Origin of the sequence: Rhizobium sp. SSA_523, from assembly GCF_030435705.1 — a bacterium.
Taxonomy (GTDB): domain Bacteria; phylum Pseudomonadota; class Alphaproteobacteria; order Rhizobiales; family Rhizobiaceae; genus Neorhizobium.
In genome coordinates, this window is record NZ_CP129382.1 from 1,444,087 (window position 1) to 1,464,642 (window position 20,556).

A 20,556-nucleotide genomic window follows, 5' to 3' on the forward strand; every position below is an offset into this window, starting at 1 on the left:
GTCTTTCTTCAGACGGATCACAGGTGGCGCTCCCTGTCGGGCAGAGCGGGAAAGTTGTCAATAAGGGCCTTGATGATCTGCCCGAAACCGATGCCGAGCGAGGATTTCACCATCAGCACATCGCCGGGCCTGACATTGTGGAGGACATAGGCCACCAATTCGGCAGTTGTCTGGCAGTATTGAACCGCGACGCTCTCCGGCAGCGCATCCCGCAGCGCGGCCATTTCCGGTCCGGCGAGCCAGACATGCTCTATTCCGGCCGCGAGCAGCGGACCTGCAAGATCCTCATGGACGCGGGCCGAGAATTCGCCCATTTCCAGCATGTCGCCCAGAACCGCGATCCGGCGGCCGTACAGATCCGGCTGCGTCGCGGCCAGAAGCGCGATTGCCGCCCGCATCGAGGCCGGATTGGCATTATAGCTCTCGTCGATCAGCGTAAGGCTTCCCTCGCCCGTCGCATCCGCCACGGCGAGGCGATGACGCTCGCCGCGCCCCTTGACCGGCTTCAGGGCCGAAAGCGCCGCGCCGGCCGCCGGAAGATCGGCGCCAAAAAGGGTGACGACCGCGAGCGCCGCCACCGCATTCTCGGCGATGTGACGTCCCGGGGCACCCAGATGCACCTCGACGGTCTCACCGTTCAGCACGGCCCAGATGGTCGAGCTCTCCGCCCTGCCCTCGAAATCCGCCAGACGGAAATCGGCCTTGGCATGCTGGCCGAAGGTGAGGATGGACTGGATGCCTGCATCCAGGGCACGCTGCTCGAGAAAGGCGAATTGCCGGTTGTCGCGGTTGAGAAGCACGGCGCCACCCGGCTCGACCCCTTCGAAAATCTCCGCCTTGGCGGCAGCGATCTCTTCCAGGCTCTTGAAATTGCCGAGATGCGCCGGCGCGATCGTGGTGATGATCGCCACATGCGGGCGCACCATCTTCACCAGCGGGCGGATTTCATTGGCGTGGTTCATGCCGATTTCGAACACGCCGAACTGGGTATCCGCCGGCATGCGGGCAAGCGTCAGCGGCACGCCCCAGTGATTGTTGAAGGATGCGACCGCGGAATGCACTTTGCCGGAGGGCGCCAGAAGATGGCGCAGCATTTCCTTGGTCGTCGTCTTGCCGACAGAACCGGTCACCGCCACGATCTGGGCGCGCGAGCGCTGGCGCGCTGCCACCGCCAGCCGGCCAAGCGCCACCAGCACGTCTTCCACCACGATCATCGGGATTGTGAGCCGCCCGAGGGCCGGCAGCTTCGCCTCGCTGACAACCAGCAGCGCCGCGCCATTGGCCACCGCCATGGTCGCGTAATCATGCCCGTCCGTCCGCTCGCCCTTGATGGCAAAGAAGGCCTCGCCTTGCGTCAGCGAACGGCTGTCGATCGACAGTCCCGTCACGCCCTCCGGCATGGCGCCGAGCGGACGTCCGCCCATCACCGCCACCATGTCGGCACTCGTCCACAAAAAGCTCACGGCGTCATTTCCTCCAATGCCTTACGCACTTCGGCATGATCGGAGAACGGCAGAACCGTTGCCCCGACCGTCTGCCCCTCCTCATGCCCCTTGCCGGCGACGATCAGCGTATCGCCCGCCTTGAGCAGGCGCACCGCATGGCGGATCGCCTCGGCCCTGTCGCCGATCTCCGTGGCATTCGGTGCGGCGGCCATGATCTCGGCCCGGATTTGCTTCGGATCCTCCGAACGCGGATTGTCGTCCGTCACGATCACGACATCGGCAAGTCTTGTGGCGATCTCGCCCATGATCGGCCGCTTGCCCTTGTCGCGGTCGCCGCCGCAGCCGAAGACCGTGACGACGCGACCGGTGGTAAAGGGCCGCACCGAGTTCAGGACATTTTCCAGCGCATCGGGCTTGTGGGCGTAATCGACATAGACCAAGGCCCCATCGCGCGTCTGTCCGACGAGTTCGAGACGGCCAGACGCACCGGTCAGCGTCTCCAGCGCGGCAAGCGCGACATCGGCTCCGACACCGGTCGCAATCGCAAGGCCGGCGGAAACCAGCGCATTGGCCACCTGGAAATCGCCCGCCAGCGGAATGTTCACTTCAAAGATCCGGCCGTCGTGGTGAACCTCGATCGTCTGCTTGTGACGGAAATGCTCCACCCGTTTCAGGGACAGGAAGGTTCCGGCGCGTCCGACCGTGCAGATCTCCAGCCCGGCGGCCTTGGCCGCGGCAATCGCCTTTTGCGACCAGGCATCATCGGCAAAGATCACCGCCGGTCGCCCGGATGGCAGCAGAGTGTCGAACAGCCGCATCTTCGCCGCCATGTAGTCGTCCATGGTCGGGTGGTAATCCATGTGGTCGCGGCCGAGATTGGTGAAGGCGGCGGCGGCGAGCGTCACGCCGTCGAGCCGGCTCTGGTCCAGCCCGTGGCTGGAGGCCTCCATCGCGGCATGGGTGACGCCCTCTGCGGCCAGTTCCGCCAGAAGTTTGTGCAGCGCAACCGGATCGGGCGTCGTCAGGGAACCGTAATCGGAGCGTGACGGCGAGATGACGCCGGTCGTGCCGATCTGCGCCGCCGAAAGGCCGGCCTTGGCCCAGATCTGCCGCGTGAAGGAGGCGACTGATGTCTTGCCGGCCGTGCCGGTAACGGCCACCATGGTGGCCGGTTGGCCGCCATACAGGCGGCTCGCCGCAAGCGCCAGGAAGCGCCGGGGATTGGAAACCCGCAGCACCGGAACCGGGGCTTCGACCGGATGGCCGGCCACGATGGCGACGGCGCCGTTGGCCACCGCATCGCGGCTGTAGCTCGCCCCGTCGCCCCTGGTTCCGGCAATCGCCACGAACAGCATGCCCGGCTTGATCTGCCGGCTATCGGCCGAAAGGCCGGTCACGGCAAGGTCACCGACCTGTGTCGCCAATTGGTCGTCGATCTCCGGGAAATCCCCGCCGGAGAGATATTTCAAGTTCATAGGCACCCTCTCTCGCGCTGCGGCCTTGAAGCATGTCGCGCAAGAGCGTCTTGCGGTTTTGCGGTCACGACAGGCTTCAAAAACATAAGGTCAAAGCGTGGCAAGCCAATCTCAAGATCGCGACACGCTTCAGTGGTTCAGTCCCCTCACCACGGCCGCGAATCGTCGGGTCCATTCATTATGACCTAATAGGACACAAGCATGGCGGAGCCGTTTTCCCCGAAGCGCGGTTTTACACCGAGAATCGCGGCCGAACGGGAAATGATCTCCTTGACCATCGGCGCGGCACTATTGCCGGCGAGCACCGCCCGGTCTGTTTCGCTGCGCGGATCGTCGATAAAGGTCAGCACCACGTATTTCGGCTTGTAGATCGGGAAAGCCGCCAGGAAGGCGTTGAAATTGTGGTCGTGATTGTAGCGGCCGTTGATGACCTTGTCGGCGGTGCCGGTCTTGCCGCCGACATCGAAGCCGGCCACGCGGGCATTCTTGCCGGAACCGTTGACGCCGTTCCAGTCGAACAGCCAGCGCATCTCCGAACTCGTCGTCGGCTTGATCACCTGGCTTGCCACCGCATCGGCCTGGTCCTGGGCGCGCGGCAGGAAGGTCGGCTGGATCAACAGGCCGCCATTGACCAGCGCGGCACCGGCGACGGCCGTTTGCAGCGGGGTGGTGGAGACGCCGTGGCCGAAGGAGATCGTGATCGAGTTGATCTTCTTCCACTCGCGCGGCTGGCTCGGCATGGCCACTTCCGGCAGTTCCGTGTCCATCCGCGTCAGCAGCCCGAGCTTGGAGAGGAAGGCCTTGTGTCCGTCAATGCCGACGACGTCGGCCATCTTGGCCGTGCCGATATTGGACGAGTACTGGAAGACCTCCGGCACGGTCAGGAAGCGGCCCTTGCCGTGAAAGTCCTTGATGGTGAAGCCGCCGATGCGGATCGGATAGCGGGCATCGAAGCTGTCGCCCATCCTCACCTTGCCACTGTCAAGCGCCATGGCCAGCGTGAAGGACTTGAAGGTGGAGCCCATCTCGAACGTACCGTTCGACATCCGGTTCAACCAGCCTTCCTCGCCGCCGGCAGCCGGATCATTGGGATCGAAATCCGGAACGGAGGACATGGCCAGAACTTCGCCGGTCGTGGCATCCAGCACCACGCCGCCGGCGCCCTTCGCCTTGAACTTGGTGATATTGGCCATCAGCACCTCGCGCAGGATGGCCTGAACGCGCAGGTCGATCGACAGCTTCACCGGCTCCATCGGCTGGTTGCTGGTCATGCCGACCGCCGCAAGATCGGCAAGGCCCTGGCTGTCGATGTAGCGTTCCATGCCGGCGACGCCGCGATTGTCGATATTGACGTAACCGACGATATGCGCGGCTGTCGGCCCACCGGGATAGAAGCGGCGCTTCTCCGGACGGAAACCGATGCCGGGAATGCCAAGCGCCAGGATTTCGCTCTGCTGCTTGGGTGTCAGCTGGCGTCTCAACCACTGGAAGCGCGAACTGGAGCGCAGTTTGCCGTAGATCTGCTTGGAATCGAGGTCGGGCAGGACAATTCGCAGTTTCTCGATGACTTCGTCCGCATCGACGATCTTGTGCGGCTCCGCAAACAGCGAAACCGTGCGGATATCCGTCGCCAGCACGGCGCCGTTGCGATCGAGGATATCGGGGCGCGAGGCCATGAGCCGGTCGGCCGGCATGATGCTCGACGTCATTTCGGGTTCGCGCAGGGCCAGATAGCTCAGCCGCGCGCCGATGACGCCGTAGAAGACGACGAAGGCGCCCATGATCAGGCCGATGCGCATTCGCGCCTGCCCCGTCCGGCGCTTGCGCGACCCCTCGAAACGCGCTCCTCCCGACATAGACCGTGTGCCACGGCCGCCGGCGGAAAAATGCGCCCTGCTCTTCAGCACCATGATTCGCGATAGAAAGGCCATCAGTCTTCCACCGATCCTGTTGAAATGACGTCGATCGAAGAAGCCCCTCGGGGCAGCGGGATCGGAACCGCGGCGGTCGTCTTGCTCGCCTTGACCTTATCGACGGCGCGGATGGCGGCGCGCACTTCCGGATCGGCGCCGGCGATCAGTTCCTCGATCGTCGTCTCCGGCTGCGGCAGCAGCGATTTGGGCATGGGCAATTCGGTCGGCATGGCAAGCTGCGTCGGTTCGGTCGGCACCAGGTTGAGCTCCGACTGATAGACGGCGATGAGGCGATGCAGGCGGTTGGGCTGCGTCAGCAGCGCCCAGTCTGCCTTGAGCAGGTCGATCGTGTCCCGCTCCAGCTTGATCTCGGTCTCCAGCCGATGCACTTCCTCGAGCTTGAGGTCGGCTTTGTGCTTGATCGTATAGGTCACGAGCGCCGTGGCCGTCATGACACCGATCAGCACCAAATCGAAGGTTCGAAACATGGATCAGGCTCCCAACTTGTCGATGCTGGCGAGATCGGGAAGATCGAAGATCGACAGATCGACCGGCCTTGGCGGCGTATCCGTGCGGAAGGCTGCCCGCAATTTGGCAGAGCGGGCACGCGGGTTGATATCCGCCTCGGCGGCGCTGGCCGAAAGCATGCCCTTGCCCACGGGTTCGAACAGAGCCGGCTTCTCCTCCACCATCGGCAGATGTCGCGAGCCGGAAGCGCGCCCGGAACGGTCGGCGAGATAGCGTTTGACAAGCCGGTCTTCCAGCGAGTGGAAGCTCACCACGACCAGCCGGCCGCCGGGCTTCAGCGCCCGTTCGGCGGCAAACAGCGCGCGCGCCAGCTCGCCGAGCTCGTCATTGACGAAGATCCGCAGGGCCTGGAACACCCGGGTGGCCGGATGGATCTTGTCCTTGGCTTTGCGCGGATTGACACTCTCGATCATGTTGGCGAGATCACGCGTCGTGACGAAAGGTTCGCTCGCGCGGCGCTTCTCGATCGCGCGGGCAATGCGGCCGGCCTGCTTTTCCTCGCCGAGAAAGCCGAAGATGCGGGCCAGATCGCCGGCCTTGGCGCGATTGACCACATCCGCCGCCGTCACGCCCGAGGCGGACATGCGCATGTCCAGCGGTCCGTTTCTCTGGAAGGAAAATCCGCGATCGGCTTCATCGATCTGCATGGAGGACACGCCGACATCCAGAACGATGCCGTCCAGCCCCTCTTGCGGCGCATGGTCGGCGAGCTGCGAAAAGCGTGAAGGGATGAGGCTGAGGCGCCCCTTGAATTCTGCCGCCAGCGGCTGTCCGCCGGCAATGGCGTTCGGATCGCGATCGAGCGCGATGACAGAGGCGCCGCGCTCAAGAAGGGCGCGGGTGTAACCGCCGGCGCCGAACGTTCCGTCGAGGATGCACTTGCCCGGCGCAGGCGCCAGGCAAGTCAGCACCTCATCCAGCATGACCGGAATGTGACGTATCGGTCCGCCATCAGCCTCGGAAACTCCGTTGCCAAGATTCGCCGCCATTCCGATCCCCCGTTTCAAGTGGACCGGGTACCAAACCGCGCCCGGCCCTCTCGCGCCGCCGCCTGCGCCTCGTGAAACGCCTGCGGCTGCCAAAGCTGAAAATGATCCGACCGCCCGACGAAGGTCACCTCCGTCGTGATGCCGGTGAAGTCCCGGATGAAGTCCGAGACCATGAGACGGCCCTCCGCATCGAGCCGTAGAAAGACCCCGCCGCCGTGAACCAGCAGCGACATCGCATTGGCCTCCGGCGAGAACGGATCGGCCGCCGCGATCTGGCGCTCGTACCGCTCGAGCAGATCCGGACCGCCGACGCTGATCGCCGGAAACACAAGATCCTGGAGACAGTAAAGCTCCTGGATGTTCCGCTGCGAAAGGACCGCACGAAAGGGAGCAGGTACGGAGACCCGACCCTTCGCATCGACCCTGTTCGTCGCATTGGACAGAAAGCGGTTCATCACGCCAAACACCCGCTCCACACAATCGCAGAGCGCTTTCGCGCACCGCAACCTGCAGGCGAAGAGACGCAACCCGAGCCATCGGCCGGAAGGGTTTCCAGCCGGCTCCCATCACTGGGAGGGACCCGTTTGTATCCAATGAAAGGGCACCTGATTGCCCGCCTGCAGTGTGAATTTGGGATATCATGGGACCATATGGGCGTCAATGGGAAGCGGCCACACGGATCGGCGGCAGCCTGAAATATTTATAAGCCGTTAAGTTTAACAAAGGGTTACTGGAGCATTTGCTGATAGACGATGGCGGCGGTGGCCCGAACCTTCAGCCGCAGCGGCTAACTGGCTGGAATCGGTTACACATTTGTGTGAGAACCCGGCCCATGGCAGCGCCTGGACACACGCCCGGCGGGTAGGCACACCATAATTCTCGCTGAACCTAGGGCAAAACCGGACGCCGCCGCCAGGCGGGCGAAACCACCCAGTGGTTGCATCACCAACCGCAGGTCGCGCGCAGGTGTTCGATGGCCCTGCGGTGATCGCGGCAGGCGCGAAGGCGGAAGACCCGGACGCGCCGATCATCAGCAGAACGCAGATCTTGCCGGGCTTCGAAGGAGGGGAAATCGCCAGTTGGCCTGTAAGCCGGGTTCTGTATGGCCCCGACGCAAAGGCCGGAACGTGGCAGCCATTCATCTGGGACAATGTTTGCACATTGCCTCTCGCAACCCACCCGGATGACTGGCCCGGAAACAGGCTGTAGCGCCGCAAGCGACACCCGCGTCATCCCTATTCGGTCTTGCTCCCGGTGGGGTTTACCATGCCGTTCCTGTTGCCAGGCCCGCGGTGGGCTCTTACCCCACCCTTTCACCCTTACCCCGCCACCTTTCCGGCTCGTTATCGAGCAGGCAAGAAGGCGGGGCGGTATCCTTTCTGTGGCACTATCCCTGGGGTCGCCCCCGCCGGACGTTATCCGGCACCGTATTTCCGTGGAGCCCGGACTTTCCTCACCCTACCGCCTTTCGGCATTGGTAAAGCGCGGCTGCCCGGCCAACTGGCATCGGCTCCTTAACCGGTTTGCGCAGCGAAGGCCAGTGGTGCGCCTGACGGATTCAGCCGAACCGGGCGGAAAAGCGATGCGCCTCCCCCTCGTCCTGCAGCCGGCCATCGCGCAGCAGGAGAGCGCCCAGGCGCCCGATCTCGTCCGAGCTCTTGGCGGCGGTGCCGCAGCCGCCGGTCAAAACCGCGATCCGGGGCGAGGACGTATAGGAGATGATGGGATAACCGGTCGGCGTCTTGGCAACGACACAGGCGCCTATGGAGACCCGCCGGCGATCGATCCACGGGACGAGGCTCTCCATGATCTGCACATGATGGTCGCGGACCTCGGCCCTCCCCCCATCGCGGAACCATTGCCGCATCTTGCGATCCTCGTCGAGAATGACATCATCGGGATCGCCGCCGATCTTGAGGTAGAGCCGGCCATCCGGATAGCGCAGAGGCGGCAGCATATAAATGTGGCGCCTGGGATCGCGCGGCTCGTAAATCAGCGAGGGCATGCCGGCATGGCGCTCGGCCTCGTCCGGCAGAACCTCGAAGAAGGTAATCGTGCGGCCGTAGACCGTCATCTGCAGCGGTTCCGGCAGAAGCGATCGGGCAACCGAGAATCCGCCCGCCGCCAGCAGCGCCTTCTCCGCGGTATAGGTCCGGCCTTCCACCGTTCTGACGAGAGCAAGGCCATCCTCGTCGCGCACGCTCTCAACGGTCTCCTCGATGCGCCGGACACCCTGGTCGCGGGCAATTTTCGCCTGCGCCGCAACAAGTGCCCGCGGATTGATGTGGCCGGCCTGGCTGGCCTCGAACACGCCTTCGCAATCCGGTTCGAAGCCGAAATAGGGGAAGCGGGAGGAGAGCGCCTCTTCCGGCATCACCTGCGCTTCAACGCCGAGGCGATCGGCGGCCTTGCAGATATTGTCGACATAGCGGTGGCCGGTGCTGCGCGACGGGGCCACCATCAGGCAGCCGACATCATGATAGAAGCGGATGCCGCTCCGCGCCTCGATCTCGCCATAGCGCGCAATGGAGCGGTTGGCGAGCGCCGCCCAGACCGGATCGGGATCGATCGTGCGGGTGATTCGTCCCTCGTCGTAATGACTGGCGAAGACGCCCTCGTGGGTTCTGCTGTCGGCCGGCTCGTTCGGGCCGATCAGCGCCACGCCCTCCTCCGTCGTCGACAGATGCCTTGCGGCGGCAGCGCCCATCATGCCGCATCCTATGACAATGAACCTGAAATCCGCGGCCATGGCAAAGCACCCTCACCCGTTGCGATATGTCCGATCCCATGCGCCACCCTTTGGCACCTGCCTCTGCCCCGCGCGCTCTGCGTGAGGATCGGCGGGCAAAGCCGCCTCACGCCTCGTCCGTGCCCTGGAAGCGCGGCAGGGCGGCGAGCAGGCGATGCAGCGTGTCGATGGTCGAGATGTCCGCTATGCCGTCCACCCGCTCCGGCCGGAAATGACGTTGAAAGGCCTCCACAACCGCCTCGGTGCGGTCACAGAAACTGCCGGTAATATCCAGCCCGTAGCCATAAAGCGCCAACATGCCCTGCAGCGCCTCGATCGGCTGTCCGGCTTCGCCGCGCTGGAAATAGCGGCCGCTGCGGATCGGCGCGGGCTCGACATAATGCCCGACACCCGCGGCAGAGAGTCTTGCCCAGGGAAAGCGCTCGCCCGGATCGACCTTGCGCCGCGGCGCCACATCCGAATGGCCAAGCACCCGTTCCGGCGCAATGCGCCAGCGCTCGGCGCAGTCGCGGCACAGGGCGATTACCGCCTCGATCTGCTCCGGCGGGAAATCCGGCAGGCCGCCCGGGTGACCGGCATTGGCGATCTCGATTCCGATCGAATGCGAATTGATATCGGTCTCGCCCGCCCAGACGGATTTCCCCGCATGCCAGGCACGCCGCTCTTCCGGCACCATCTGCACCACACGGCCATCGGGCCAGACAAAATAATGGGAGGAGACTTCACTCTCGATGTTCTTCAGCCAGGACAGTGCCTTGGTATCGTCGGCCATGCCCGTATAGTGAAGGATGATCATGTCCGGCGCCGCGCAGCCAACGCGTTCGCCATGGTTCGGCGAGGGATCGACCCGCGCCTGGCCAAAATCCGGGATGAGCTTCATGCGGCCTTGCGTTCCTTGGCGATCGCCGCATAGGCGGCATTCAGCGCCGCCATGCGTTCATTGGCCGCTGCATGCAGGGCTTCGGGCACGCCCCGGGCAATCAGCTTGTCGGGATGGTGCTCCGCCACCAGCCGGCGATAGCGCCGGCGAATTTCCGAGAAATCATCCGAGGGTGATACGCCCAGCACGAGATAGGGATCGATGCCGTCCATATGCACATGGCGCGCCATGATACGGCGGAAATTGACCTCGTCGATATGGAAGATCTCGGCAATGCGCAGCAGGAAGGCCAGCTCCTTTTCATGCACCAGGCCATCGGCCTTGGCGATGTGGAACAGGCCGTCGATCACGCTTTCCAGCATGGGACAATTCTGTTCGCCCGAGCCGCAAAGGCCCGAGAGCTTTTCGGCATAGGCCTCGTAACCGGCGACATCCTGACGGGCCAGGTTGTAGAGACGGGCCACGTTCTTCGCTTCTTCCTCGGGAAAATCGAAGATCTGCCGGAAGGCATCGACCTCCGATTCCACCACGGCACCATCGGCCTTGGCCATTTTGGCCGAGAGCGCAATGATGGCGACCGAGAAGGAGACCTGACGGCGTGTTTCCGGGTCGCCCTCGAACAGGGTGCGAATCGCCTCGACAACCCGCGCGAGGGCATTATTGGCCGCATCGCCGACGCTGCCGAGCAGCCGCTCCCATAACGAACTCAACTGAAGACAAGCGAAATCGATGATCATGCTGCACCTGATCAAATTCATGGCCCCTTGGCAAGCCGCAGCTGGCCGGGCATCATTAATCTTTCGTCACTTTTACGCGGCTCAGGCGCCTCCGGATGCCTGAAGGGTCAATCTGCCGCAGCCGCCGCGCAGGGAGCGTGGAGGAAGAAAGTGGCGAGCAACCCTTAAATCTCTTCGGCTCCGTGCCGCACTTGAAGTGCCGCACACCTGACGCTGCCAAACCGCAAGGCTGATCCGCAACACGATCGCAAATCGCTGCCGGCGCCGACGGCAAGGCCTGTTGCTGAATTTGAACCGATTGAAAGCGCCAAGGTTCCGGAACCTGGCCGAAATAACGGATTTTCTTGAGAAATTCACTTTACAGCCGCGGCGTCCTGTCGCATCCATTTGCCGGTTTCAGTGGATGGCGCGATGCGCGCGCAAGGAGGATCGATGGCCGGACGGAAAGTGGGTATGCTGACAGCGGGAGGGCTCGCGCCTTGTCTGTCGTCTGCGGTTGGCGGCCTGATCGAGCGCTATAGCGATGTGGCACCGGAGCTGGAACTGGTCGCCTACCGCTCCGGCTATCAGGGTCTGCTTCTCGGGGACCGGATCGAGATCACCCGCGAGATGCGCGAAAGGGCCCACCTCCTGCACCGCTATGGCGGATCGCCGATCGGCAACAGCCGCGTGAAGCTCACCAATGTCGCGGACTGCGTGAAGCGCGGGCTGGTCAAGGAGGGCGAGAACCCGCTGAAGGTGGCCGCGGATCGGCTCGCCGCCGATGGCATCACGATCCTGCACACGATCGGCGGAGACGACACCAATACCACGGCCGCCGATCTTGCTGCCTATCTGGCGTCGAACGGCTATGAGCTGACCGTTGTCGGACTGCCGAAGACGGTTGACAATGACGTGGTGCCGATCCGCCAGACGCTCGGCGCCTGGACCGCGGCGGAAGTCGGCGCGCATTTCTTCGATCATGTCAGCAATGAGCAGAGCGCGGCCCCGCGCACCCTCGTCATCCATGAGGTGATGGGGCGCCATTGCGGCTGGCTGACGGCTGCCACGGCGCGCGCCTATATCCAGGACACGCGCTATAATGAATATGTCGAAGGCCTGATGATGAACACGCAGATGAAGAATATCGACGGGCTTTACCTGCCCGAGATGGTCTTCGATCTGCATGGCGAGGCCGAGCGCCTGCGCGCCATCATGGACAGCTGTGGTTTCGTCACCCTGTTCGTATCCGAGGGCGCCGGGCTGGACGCGATCGTGGCAGAGCGGGAAGCGGCCGGCGAAGCCGTCAAGCGCGACGCCTTCGGCCATGTGAAGATCGATACGGTCAATGTCGGGTCCTGGTTCCAGCAGCATTTTGCAACTCTTCTCGGCGCAGAACGTTCAATGGTTCAGAAGTCGGGCTATTATGCCCGCTCCGCGCCCGCCAATGGCGACGATCTCCGCCTGATCCAGAGCATGGTCGATCTTGCTGTGGAAAGCGCGCTGAACGGCGTCTCCGGAGTGACCGGACATGACGAGGGCCACAATGGGAAATTGCGCACGATCGAATTCCCGCGTATCAAGGGCGGCAAGCATTTCGATTTGTCGGCGCCCTGGTTCGGCGAGGTCATGGACTTCATCGGCCAGCCCTGGCGCAAGGCCTGAGATAGCCTTGGAAGCGTCCGGCAAGACGCGCATGAAGGGCGGATCAAGATTATCCGCCGGCTCTGGGAGGAGTAGATGAGCATTGGCATCCTGCTGGCGTTTGCCGCCACCTCCGTGCTCGTTCTGCTGCTGCCTTCCGCATCCGGCACATTGTTGCGTGACTACGGCCTCACCAAGGGGCGGCGTCACGCGGCATTGCTGATCCTGCCGATCGTGCTCGGCTATCTGGTCTCCGGACTTCTCGCCTTCGGCCTCTATTTCGGCATCCATGATCTGGCGCCGGCCATGGAATGGTCGCTCGCCTGGCTGGGCCTCTTCGTGATCGCCATCTATGTGCTGCGCTCGCGCCACAGGCGACAGGTCTTCCGCCTGGCCGATAACGACAACCTGCCCGCCCAGGGTGTGGCGCGGCTCACTGCCCGGGCGCTTGCCAGCGCGGTGCGGCCGGGCCTGATCCTGGCACTGGCCGGCATTTTCTTTCAGATGTCGGCCTCCTTCGGCCCCATGCCTGATTCGCTGCTCGTCACCGCCCAGGCCTTTGCCGCGGCAGCCCTGGTGGCACCGATCGTGCAACTTTTGATCGCTGAGCCCGCCGCCCGCAAGATTCGCCTCACGCGCCAGCAAAACCCGGCTTCGCGCAAGCCCCGCAGGCGATTTATCGCCAGCCGCGCCGTGACGGCCGGCTATCGTCGAATCGCTGCATGACGTGCAGCGTCTTGATGACAGACGCGTGATGCGTTAATGGGATTGATTAACGGTCGGATACCGGTGGGCTGAATACATTCATCTTCATGAAAGTGAGACGATGGCGATAACCCGAATCATCGGCTGCAAGGCCCTTGCAGCAGTTGCCATTTGCGGCGCCGTGACAGGCTGCTCCAGCGTTCAAACGTCATCCAATGAGAAGACGCCGGCTTCCGCCGATATGGCCGCGACCACCGCGCCGGCCGGCAGCGAGACCGGAACCACCCTTGCCGCCGCCGGGTCCCAGACAGTCGATGCAAAGACAGTCGATCAGAAGACAGCCGGTTCCAGCACCATCGATTCCAAGACGGTAGCGAAATCGGGACGCGTCCTTGCCGGTACCGTCGGCGGCACCAATGCCGCCCCTGCCCTGCAGGCCGCCGATCAGGCCATCAACCCGGCCGCCGGTCAGACGGGCGGCCAGGCTGCCGTTCAGACCGCGCTCCAGACCGGCCAGTCTTCCGCCACGCTTCCCGCCCATGCCGCTTCCAAGGTCGGGCGCGTGACGTTCGTCTCGCATTCGGCCGATCCCATGCAGCGCGCGGCGGAGACGGCTGCCGTCTCGCTCGACCAGAATGTCCAGCCGGTCGCTGTTCCGGCACTGGCCGTGGCACCGACTTCGGTGAACAAGCAGGCAGGCCTGACCGCCATCACCATGGCGACGTCGCGCCAGACGATCGAACGGCCGGTGGATGCCGCCGCCTCGCTGACGGCGCCAAGCGTCGTCGCCGCCGCCGCCCAGCCGGCTCTGCCGGATGCTGTCACCGGGCCCTTCGCCGCAATCCCGACCCCGCGCCCACGCATCGAGACGGCCGGCCCCTCCTCGATGGTCGCCTATGCGGCGCAGCGCCAATCCGGCAGCGGCATGGCGGGCGATTTTTTCCCGCCGGCACCTGGCGCCCCGCTGCCGCAGACGGCCGATGCGAGCCCGACGGCGCTCAGCAAGCTCATTCATCGCTATGCCGGCCTCTACGGCGTTCCGGAATCGCTGGTCCATCGCGTCGTGCACCGCGAGAGCAAGTACAATCCCAAGGCCTATAACAAGCAGGGCTTCTGGGGTCTCATGCAGATCAAGTTCGCCACCGCCAAATCCATGGGCTATGACGGCGACCCCTCCGGCCTTCTCGATGCCGAAACCAATCTGAAATATGCCATCAAATATCTGCGTGGCGCCTGGCTTGTGGCCGATAACGATCCCGACCACGCAATCCGTCTCTATGCCCGCGGCTATTATTACGATGCCAAGCGCAAGAACATGCTGAACGTGCTTCAGTAAGCCGGCCGGAACCACAGCTCCCCGATCCGCTCTGCGCCCGCACCTCCGGGTCCTGCAGCCGCAAGACCCACAGGCAGATCAGGCCGGCAGAAGCGGCCTCTGCAGCCTCTTGCGCGCGGCGTGCGCCTTGGTTTCCGCGCGCTCCTCAATATTCGGCGTTCAGCCGGCCGGGCCAGACGGCAGCGATCGCTTGCCGCCGTGTCTCCCCGTCAGCACGTCATCAGCCTCCATTGGCCGGCATTGCTCCAGCCGGCGCTCCTTCAGCCGGCAGTGCCTCAGCCGGATCTCCCTCAGCCCGCGCTCCTTCAGCCGGTAGAGCCGCCAGAACGGCTTCCGCCAGTCCATTGCCCTGCCAGCCAAGCGAGGAAGGGGTCAGCCCGAGCCTCACCACCACCAGGCGGCGCGAGGGAACGACCGTAATGGTCTGCCCGTCGTGGCCCTGCAGCACGAAGCCATCGGCCGGCATCGCGCTGCCCGGGCCGCGCCGGGGGATCCAGGTCTGCAGATGCGAATAGCGGCGGCCGGACGCGGCCGTCGGCTCCGCCATGGCCTTTACGAAGCCCGGCGGCAACAGGCGTTGCCCGTTCCAGATGCCATCCTGCGCCAGAAAGAGCCCGAACCGCGCCCAGTCGCGCGCCGTCGCATAGAGGTAGGAGCCGCCAACGAAAGTGCCCGAGGCATCGGCCTCCAGAATGGCACTGGTCATCTCCAGCGGACCGAACAGCGCCGCCTGCGGAAAGGCGAGCGCAGCGCGGCGGTCCCCAATGCGGTTCATCCAGATGCGCGACAGGAGAACGGCCGTTCCGGTGGAATAATCGAAGGCGGTGCCGGGCGGTGCCGCAAGCGGTTGGCGCGCGGCAAACCCCGCCATGTCCGGCTCCAGAAACAGCATGCGCGTCACATCGGCCACCGTGCCGTAATTCTCGTTGAAGGCGAGCCCGCTCTGCATGGCCATCAGATCCGCAAGCGTGATGGCGGCGCGTGCGTCACCGGCCCATTGCGGCAGCAGGGCGCGGTCGGTCAGCGCCATCTTGCCCTGCGCGATCATCCGTCCGATCAGCGCGGCATTCACTGTCTTGGTCATCGACCAGCCGAGCAGTGGGACGGATGCGTCAAACCCCTCCCCATAGCGCTCCGCCAGGATGCGGCCGTCGTGAACGATCAGCGCCGCGCGCAGATCCGGCCCGACAAGCCCATCCTGCGCCAACAGGGCAGCCATGCCCGGATCGGCCTGCACCGCCTGCCCTTCCGGCCAGGCAAGATCGGCGCGCGGCGCGGGAGCCGCGGCGGCATCGGCCACCGGACGCGGCGCGTCTGCAATGACCGTCTCGCCCTCCGGCAGCACGGCGCAACCGAGGCCAGGGCGAAAGACCGCAGTTGCCGTCGGCCTCAGGCTGCCCCAGAGCCCGGCGGTGACGCGCCCCTCCTGCCGGTCGACCGAGACAGTCATCAGCTGCAGAAACGGATTTCCGGGCGCCTGCACATCGAGGCGCAGCACGGCAGCGGCATCGCGCCCGGCGATGAAGACGTTGGAGCAGACGATCTTCGCCGCATAGCCGCTGCCAACCCGCAATATGGCGGGCGGTGCAAACGAAATCACGCCGATCGCGACAAGGACAAGGCAGACAAGCAATAAGAAGAAATATTTGGCTATTCGCTGCAATAGACGCATGGACCGCTCCGGCCGAGACAAGGATCAAGTTCATCGAAGCAGGTTTCGCCCGGCGAGGAAAGCATCCTCACCGTTGCAGCCTCGCAATCCCACAGGTCCGCGTCATTAAACTGCAACACGCCGAGATTAGAGCCTTCCGAAACTCGTCACGAGGTGGGGAAGCGGTCATGGCGGATATTGCACCGGAAGCCAGTTTTCTGAAGAACGGAAAACTGAAAACGGCCCTCTTGCAGCACAAGGCTCTGTCCCGGAGCGGATTGTCGGAACGGCTCTTCGGCCTCCTGTTTTCGGGCCTGGTCTATCCGCAGATCTGGGAGGATCCCGATGTCGACATGGCCGGCATGGAACTGGCGGAGGGCCACAGGATCGTGACGATCGGCTCCGGCGGCTGCAACATGCTCGCTTATCTGTCGCGCCACCCGGCCGCGATCGACGTCGTTGACCTCAACCCGCACCATATCGCGCTGAACCGCCTGAAGCTTGCCGCCTTCGCAAATCTGCCCGCCCATGCGGATGTGGTGCGCATGCTGGGAGCGCAGGGCGGCACCGGAGCGGGCAACGGCCAGGCCTTCGACCGGTTCATCGCGCCGCAGCTCGACAGCGCCACCCGCGCCTACTGGAGCAGGCGCGGCCTGAGCGGGCGCCGCCGCATCGCGGTCTTCGATCGCAATATCTACCGCACCGGCCTGTTGGGCCGCTTCATTCTCGCCGGCCATATCCTGGCCCGCCTGCACGGGGTCGATCTGACGGAGATCGCGCATGCACGCTCGCTTCGCGACCAGCGGCAGTTTTTCGACGATCGGGTTGCGCCGCTGTTCGACAAGCCCTTCATCCGCTGGATGACGGGCAAGAAGAGCTCGTTATTCGGGCTTGGCATTCCGCCGCAGCAATATGATGAACTGGCGAGTCTCGCACCGGAAGGCGCCATCGCTCCGGTCTTGCGCCAGCGCCTGGAAAAGCTGGCCTGCCATTTCCCGCTGCGCGACAATTATTTCGCATGGCAGGCCTTTGTTCGCCGCTATCCCAGGCCGCATGAGGGCGCGCTGCCCACCTATCTCAAGCCGGAGCACTATCGCAGCATTCGCGACAATGCCGCCCGCGTCACCGTGCATCACGCCACCTTCACCGAACGTCTGGCGCAGAAGGCGGCAGGCTCGGTCGATCGCTTCGTGCTGCTCGACGCGCAGGACTGGATGAACGACGACCAGCTGAATGCGCTCTGGGCGGAGATGACCCGCACGGCCGGCGGCGCGGCGCGCGTGATCTTCCGCACGGCGGCAGAGCGCAGCATTATCGAGGGGCGGATCTCGCCGGCGATCCGCGACCAGTGGACCTATCTGGCAGACCGTTCCGCGGAGCTGAACCTGCAGGACCGCTCTGCCATTTACGGCGGCTTCCACATCTACGTGAAGAAGGCCTGAGGCCGTGGCAAATGATCGTCACGCCATGGATGCCGATCATGCGGCCCGGATGGACCGGATGTATCGCTATCAGCGGCATATCTATGACCTGACCCGCAAATATTACCTTCTCGGTCGCGACCGCGCGATCAGCGAGCTGCAGGTACCGAAAAACGGGTCGCTGCTGGAGATCGGCTGCGGCACCGGGCGCAATCTCATGCTGGCGCACCGGCTCTATCCGACCGCGCGGCTCTATGGGCTCGATATTTCGGCACAAATGCTGGCCACCACCCGCGCCAATTTTCGCGGCAAGGCGGTTCAGCCGGTGCTGAGCGTCGCGGATGCCACGAGCTTCACCCCCGCGATCTTCGGCATGGACGGGTTCGACCGGGTGATGGTCTCCTACGCGCTCTCGATGATCCCCGACTGGGAGGGCGCCTTGCGCGCGGCACTCTTCTCCGTCAAGCCCGGCGGATCGCTGCATATCGTCGATTTCGGCCAGCAGGAACACTTGCCGCTCTGGTTCAGGACAGGCTTGCGCAGCTGGTTGGCGCGCTTCCATGTCACTCCGCGGGCAGGGCTTGCAGAGGCTTTGGAGCGCCAGCGCCTCGAAGCCGATGAGGATCTCCACTTTGCCCCGCTTTATCGCGGCTATGCCTGGCACGCCATCCTTCGGCGAAGAGCACCGGCCTGAGGGCCACAAGGCGCTTCCCCTGCAGCCGAACGCGCGAAAGTGAGGGGCACTTTACTCCTGATGCCGCAACAGTTTTGACATTTGCCGCCATTGGCTGCACCGTGGCGCGCATTGCCACATTCCTAATGGCTGAAATTCCACATCTGATTCTCTTCTGCCGCACGCTCGAGAACCAGATCTGGATGTCGAAGGCCGCCAGGACAAAAAAACACAGACCACCGGCGCGCGAAGATCCTGATGAGGCTTTGCCAGCGGGCTTGCAGGGGACGCATGCACTTCATCATCTCACTCCTTATCATGGCGGCCGCCCTGTCGGGCTGCACCTCGACCGGACCGGAGGCGCTCACCGCCGGGCTCTCAGCGCCGAAACAGCGCTTCAAGGACAAGGACCCGCAGGATTTCGGTCACCGGCATCCCGGCCGTCACCCGATTCACGGCATTGACGTGTCCAAATGGAACGGCGATGTGGACTGGGCCAAGGTCAGGAATGCGGGCGTGGATTTCGTCTTCATCAAGGCGACCGAAGGCGGCGACCGGGTGGATGCCGCCTTCCAACGAAACTGGCGCGGCGCTGCTACCGCCGGCCTCGCCCATGCCCCCTTCCATTTCTACTATTTCTGCACCGGCCCGGATGAGCAGGCGGACTGGTTCACAGCCAATGTGCCGAAAAGCGCACTCACCATGCCGCCCGTTCTCGACGTGGAATGGAATCCCGGCTCGCCGACCTGCAAGACAAGGCCGGAGCCCGCAGCCGTTCGCGCGGTCATGGCGCGCTTCCTGTCCCGCATCGAGGCCCATTACGGCAAGCGACCGATCATCTACACCTCCGTCGATTTCCATCGGGAAAATCTGGTCGGCCATTTCCGCAACTACCCCTTCTGGGTCCGCTCCGTCGCCGCCCATCCGGAAGAGATCTATCCCGGCCGTGACTGGTCCTTCTGGCAATATACGTCGACAGGCGTTATTCCGGGAATCGGCGGCGACACGGATATCAATGTCTTCAACGGCACTGCCAGGCATTGGGAGGATTGGCTCGGCCGAGCCGGCAAATCCTGATTTTGACCGCCCGACTGCCAGATAAGGGCCAGCTTATCATCGAAGTTCGCATTTGCCTCTCTTCCGTCACAAAGCTTGCGGAGAGCAGACCACACATTGACGCGAGGACACCGTATGACATCTTCCTATTTCCGATCCGCTTCGCTCGCCTTGGCCATGACGGCCGCAGCTCTGTCTCCGGCTCTCGCCCAGACGGCAGCGCCCTCGACGGCCGCCTGTGGCGGCGACCTGTCCGCCTTCCTGGAGGGCGTCAAGGCGGAGGCGACGGCGCAGGGCATCCCGGCCGATGCTGCCGACAAGGCGCTTGCCGGAGCGCGGATCGATGAGAAGGTGCTGTCGCGGGATAGGGCGCAGGGCGTGTTCCGCCAGACCTTCCTCGAGTTTTCACAGCGGACCGTCAGCCAGGCCCGCCTCGATATCGGCCGCAAGAAATTGCAGGACCTGTCGAGCACATTCGCGAAGGCCCAAGAGGATTACGGCGTCGCGCCGGGCGTGATCGCCGCTTTCTGGGCGATGGAGACCGATTTCGGCGCCGTGCAGGGCGATTTCAACACCCGCAACGCGCTCGTCACTCTCGCCCATGACTGCCGCCGTCCGGAACTCTTCCGGCCGCAGCTGATCGCCCTCATCCAGATGGTCCAGCATGGCGACCTCGATCCGCAGAGCAATACCGGCGCCTGGGCCGGCGAGATCGGCCAGGTGCAGATGCTTCCCAAGGACATCATCGCCCATGGCGTCGATGGCGATGGCGACGGTCACGTCAATGTCAAGACCAGCGCGCCGGACGCCATTCTGACCGCCGCCTCCTTCATCAAGAGCCTCGGCTTTCGCGCCGGCGAGCCCTGGATTCAGGAAGTCGAACTGCCGGAGGAATTGCCTTGGGAAAAATCCGGTCTCGGCAATGAGGTGCCGGCAGGCGAGTGGTTCAAGCTCGGCGTGAAGCCGCGCGACGGCAAGACGGAATTTTCCGAGCTGCCGGCAGCCCTTATCCTGCCCCAGGGCCGTAAGGGGCCGGCCTTCTTGACCTATCCGAATTTCGCCATCTATCTCGAATGGAACAAGTCCTTCATCTACACGACCTCGGCCGCCTATTTCGCGACCCGGCTTTCCGGGGCCCCGCCCTATCAGAAGGGCAATCCGGAACAGGGTCTGACGATCGACGAGATGAAGGCTCTTCAGGCCAAGCTCGACGCCAAGGATCACGATGTCGGCGAAATCGACGGCATTCTTGGTTCGGGCACGCGCCGGGCGGTCCAGCGCGAACAAAAGCGCCTGGGGCTGCCGGCGGATGGTTGGCCGACCGCCGCGCTGTTGAACGCGCTCTGAGACAGGATGGAAAGGGCGGGTGCAGAGG

General features: G+C 64.0%; 17 protein-coding genes and 1 other RNA gene. 7 read left to right on the forward strand and 11 right to left on the reverse strand.

Annotated elements, in window-relative coordinates:
• Positions 1-17 precede the first annotated feature (17 nt).
• The 10 genes from QTJ18_RS15380 to QTJ18_RS15425 form a co-directional block, all read right to left on the reverse strand.
• A complete protein-coding gene (locus tag QTJ18_RS15380; RefSeq protein WP_252751063.1) occupies positions 18-1,463 on the reverse strand; it encodes a UDP-N-acetylmuramoylalanyl-D-glutamyl-2,6-diaminopimelate--D-alanyl-D-alanine ligase in 1,446 nt (481 codons plus the stop codon).
• On the reverse strand, positions 1,460-2,920 hold the full coding sequence (locus tag QTJ18_RS15385) for a UDP-N-acetylmuramoyl-L-alanyl-D-glutamate--2,6-diaminopimelate ligase (RefSeq protein WP_252751064.1): 1,461 nt from the start codon (positions 2,918-2,920) through the stop codon (positions 1,460-1,462). The genes QTJ18_RS15380 and QTJ18_RS15385 overlap by 4 nt, the downstream gene beginning before the upstream one ends.
• Before the next feature lie 185 nt (positions 2,921-3,105).
• Entirely contained in the window at positions 3,106-4,851 is a 1,746-nt protein-coding gene (locus tag QTJ18_RS15390; RefSeq protein WP_252751065.1) for a peptidoglycan D,D-transpeptidase FtsI family protein, read from the reverse strand.
• Positions 4,851-5,321: a cell division protein FtsL gene (gene ftsL, locus QTJ18_RS15395; protein WP_252751066.1), complete on the reverse strand. Its 471-nt coding sequence runs from the start codon at positions 5,319-5,321 to the stop codon at positions 4,851-4,853. Before ftsL ends, QTJ18_RS15390 begins: the two co-directional genes overlap by 1 nt.
• Positions 5,322-5,324: 3 nt before the next feature.
• Positions 5,325-6,350 carry a 16S rRNA (cytosine(1402)-N(4))-methyltransferase RsmH gene (rsmH, locus tag QTJ18_RS15400; protein ID WP_252751067.1) on the reverse strand — a complete coding sequence of 342 codons (1,026 nt, stop codon included), beginning with the start codon at positions 6,348-6,350 and terminating at the stop codon, positions 5,325-5,327.
• A gap of 14 nt (positions 6,351-6,364) precedes the next feature.
• Complete coding sequence (gene mraZ, locus QTJ18_RS15405; RefSeq protein WP_252751068.1) at positions 6,365-6,805, reverse strand: division/cell wall cluster transcriptional repressor MraZ; 441 nt, start codon at positions 6,803-6,805, stop codon at positions 6,365-6,367.
• A gap of 616 nt (positions 6,806-7,421) precedes the next feature.
• Positions 7,422-7,854, reverse strand: an RNA gene (rnpB, locus tag QTJ18_RS15410) — RNase P RNA component class A.
• Positions 7,855-7,908: 54 nt separating this feature from the next.
• Positions 7,909-9,099, reverse strand: a complete 1,191-nt coding sequence (locus QTJ18_RS15415; protein WP_252751069.1) for an NAD(P)/FAD-dependent oxidoreductase — start codon at positions 9,097-9,099, stop codon at positions 7,909-7,911.
• A gap of 106 nt (positions 9,100-9,205) precedes the next feature.
• A complete protein-coding gene (locus QTJ18_RS15420; RefSeq protein WP_252751070.1) occupies positions 9,206-9,979 on the reverse strand; it encodes an N-acetylmuramoyl-L-alanine amidase in 774 nt (257 codons plus the stop codon).
• The gene (locus QTJ18_RS15425) at positions 9,976-10,716 is read right to left on the reverse strand and encodes a J domain-containing protein (RefSeq protein ID WP_252751071.1); all 741 of its coding nucleotides are present in this window, start codon (positions 10,714-10,716) and stop codon (positions 9,976-9,978) included. The genes QTJ18_RS15420 and QTJ18_RS15425 overlap by 4 nt, the downstream gene beginning before the upstream one ends.
• Positions 10,717-11,148: 432 nt before the next feature.
• Here QTJ18_RS15425 and QTJ18_RS15430 point away from each other — a divergent pair, with 432 nt between their 5' ends.
• From QTJ18_RS15430 to QTJ18_RS15440, 3 genes are all read left to right on the forward strand, one after another.
• Positions 11,149-12,360 carry a pyrophosphate--fructose-6-phosphate 1-phosphotransferase gene (locus QTJ18_RS15430; RefSeq protein ID WP_252751072.1) on the forward strand — a complete coding sequence of 404 codons (1,212 nt, stop codon included), beginning with the start codon at positions 11,149-11,151 and terminating at the stop codon, positions 12,358-12,360.
• Positions 12,361-12,435: 75 nt separating this feature from the next.
• On the forward strand, positions 12,436-13,065 hold the full coding sequence (locus QTJ18_RS15435) for a hypothetical protein (protein WP_252751073.1): 630 nt from the start codon (positions 12,436-12,438) through the stop codon (positions 13,063-13,065).
• 100 nt (positions 13,066-13,165) lie between these two features.
• Entirely contained in the window at positions 13,166-14,380 is a 1,215-nt protein-coding gene (locus QTJ18_RS15440; protein ID WP_252751074.1) for a transglycosylase SLT domain-containing protein, read from the forward strand.
• A gap of 220 nt (positions 14,381-14,600) precedes the next feature.
• Here the strand turns inward: QTJ18_RS15440 and QTJ18_RS15445 are convergent, their stop codons facing one another.
• Positions 14,601-16,052 carry a serine hydrolase domain-containing protein gene (locus QTJ18_RS15445; protein WP_252751075.1) on the reverse strand — a complete coding sequence of 484 codons (1,452 nt, stop codon included), beginning with the start codon at positions 16,050-16,052 and terminating at the stop codon, positions 14,601-14,603.
• Between the two features lie 167 nt (positions 16,053-16,219).
• Here QTJ18_RS15445 and QTJ18_RS15450 point away from each other — a divergent pair, with 167 nt between their 5' ends.
• The 4 genes from QTJ18_RS15450 to QTJ18_RS15465 all read left to right on the forward strand — a co-directional run bounded on the left by QTJ18_RS15450 (position 16,220) and on the right by QTJ18_RS15465 (position 20,528).
• A complete protein-coding gene (locus tag QTJ18_RS15450) occupies positions 16,220-17,473 on the forward strand; it encodes a BtaA family protein (protein WP_252751076.1) in 1,254 nt (417 codons plus the stop codon).
• A gap of 25 nt (positions 17,474-17,498) precedes the next feature.
• Positions 17,499-18,146, forward strand: a complete 648-nt coding sequence (locus tag QTJ18_RS15455) for a class I SAM-dependent methyltransferase (protein ID WP_252751351.1) — start codon at positions 17,499-17,501, stop codon at positions 18,144-18,146.
• Between the two features lie 270 nt (positions 18,147-18,416).
• The gene (locus QTJ18_RS15460; protein ID WP_252751077.1) at positions 18,417-19,202 is read left to right on the forward strand and encodes a glycoside hydrolase family 25 protein; all 786 of its coding nucleotides are present in this window, start codon (positions 18,417-18,419) and stop codon (positions 19,200-19,202) included.
• Positions 19,203-19,358: 156 nt separating this feature from the next.
• Complete coding sequence (locus QTJ18_RS15465) at positions 19,359-20,528, forward strand: lytic murein transglycosylase (protein ID WP_252751352.1); 1,170 nt, start codon at positions 19,359-19,361, stop codon at positions 20,526-20,528.
• The last annotated feature ends 28 nt before the right edge of the window (positions 20,529-20,556 follow it).

Bases quoted from the DNA above. Each gene is read 5' to 3' on its own strand.
- QTJ18_RS15385 (WP_252751064.1), bottom strand. From the start codon at position 2,920: ATGAACTTGAAATATCTCTCCGGCGGGGATTTCCCGGAGATCGACGAC.
- QTJ18_RS15390 (WP_252751065.1), bottom strand. From the start codon at position 4,851: ATGGCCTTTCTATCGCGAATCATGGTGCTGAAGAGCAGGGCGCATTTT.
- ftsL (WP_252751066.1), bottom strand. From the start codon at position 5,321: ATGTTTCGAACCTTCGATTTGGTGCTGATCGGTGTCATGACGGCCACG.
- rsmH (WP_252751067.1), bottom strand. From the start codon at position 6,350: ATGGCGGCGAATCTTGGCAACGGAGTTTCCGAGGCTGATGGCGGACCG.
- mraZ (WP_252751068.1), bottom strand. From the start codon at position 6,805: ATGAACCGCTTTCTGTCCAATGCGACGAACAGGGTCGATGCGAAGGGT.
- QTJ18_RS15415 (WP_252751069.1), bottom strand. From the start codon at position 9,099: ATGGCCGCGGATTTCAGGTTCATTGTCATAGGATGCGGCATGATGGGC.
- QTJ18_RS15420 (WP_252751070.1), bottom strand. From the start codon at position 9,979: ATGAAGCTCATCCCGGATTTTGGCCAGGCGCGGGTCGATCCCTCGCCG.
- QTJ18_RS15425 (WP_252751071.1), bottom strand. From the start codon at position 10,716: ATGATCATCGATTTCGCTTGTCTTCAGTTGAGTTCGTTATGGGAGCGG.
- QTJ18_RS15430 (WP_252751072.1), top strand. From the start codon at position 11,149: ATGGCCGGACGGAAAGTGGGTATGCTGACAGCGGGAGGGCTCGCGCCT.
- QTJ18_RS15435 (WP_252751073.1), top strand. From the start codon at position 12,436: ATGAGCATTGGCATCCTGCTGGCGTTTGCCGCCACCTCCGTGCTCGTT.
- QTJ18_RS15440 (WP_252751074.1), top strand. From the start codon at position 13,166: ATGGCGATAACCCGAATCATCGGCTGCAAGGCCCTTGCAGCAGTTGCC.
- QTJ18_RS15445 (WP_252751075.1), bottom strand. From the start codon at position 16,052: ATGCGTCTATTGCAGCGAATAGCCAAATATTTCTTCTTATTGCTTGTC.
- QTJ18_RS15450 (WP_252751076.1), top strand. From the start codon at position 16,220: ATGGCGGATATTGCACCGGAAGCCAGTTTTCTGAAGAACGGAAAACTG.
- QTJ18_RS15455 (WP_252751351.1), top strand. From the start codon at position 17,499: ATGGATGCCGATCATGCGGCCCGGATGGACCGGATGTATCGCTATCAG.
- QTJ18_RS15460 (WP_252751077.1), top strand. From the start codon at position 18,417: ATGCACTTCATCATCTCACTCCTTATCATGGCGGCCGCCCTGTCGGGC.
- QTJ18_RS15465 (WP_252751352.1), top strand. From the start codon at position 19,359: ATGACGGCCGCAGCTCTGTCTCCGGCTCTCGCCCAGACGGCAGCGCCC.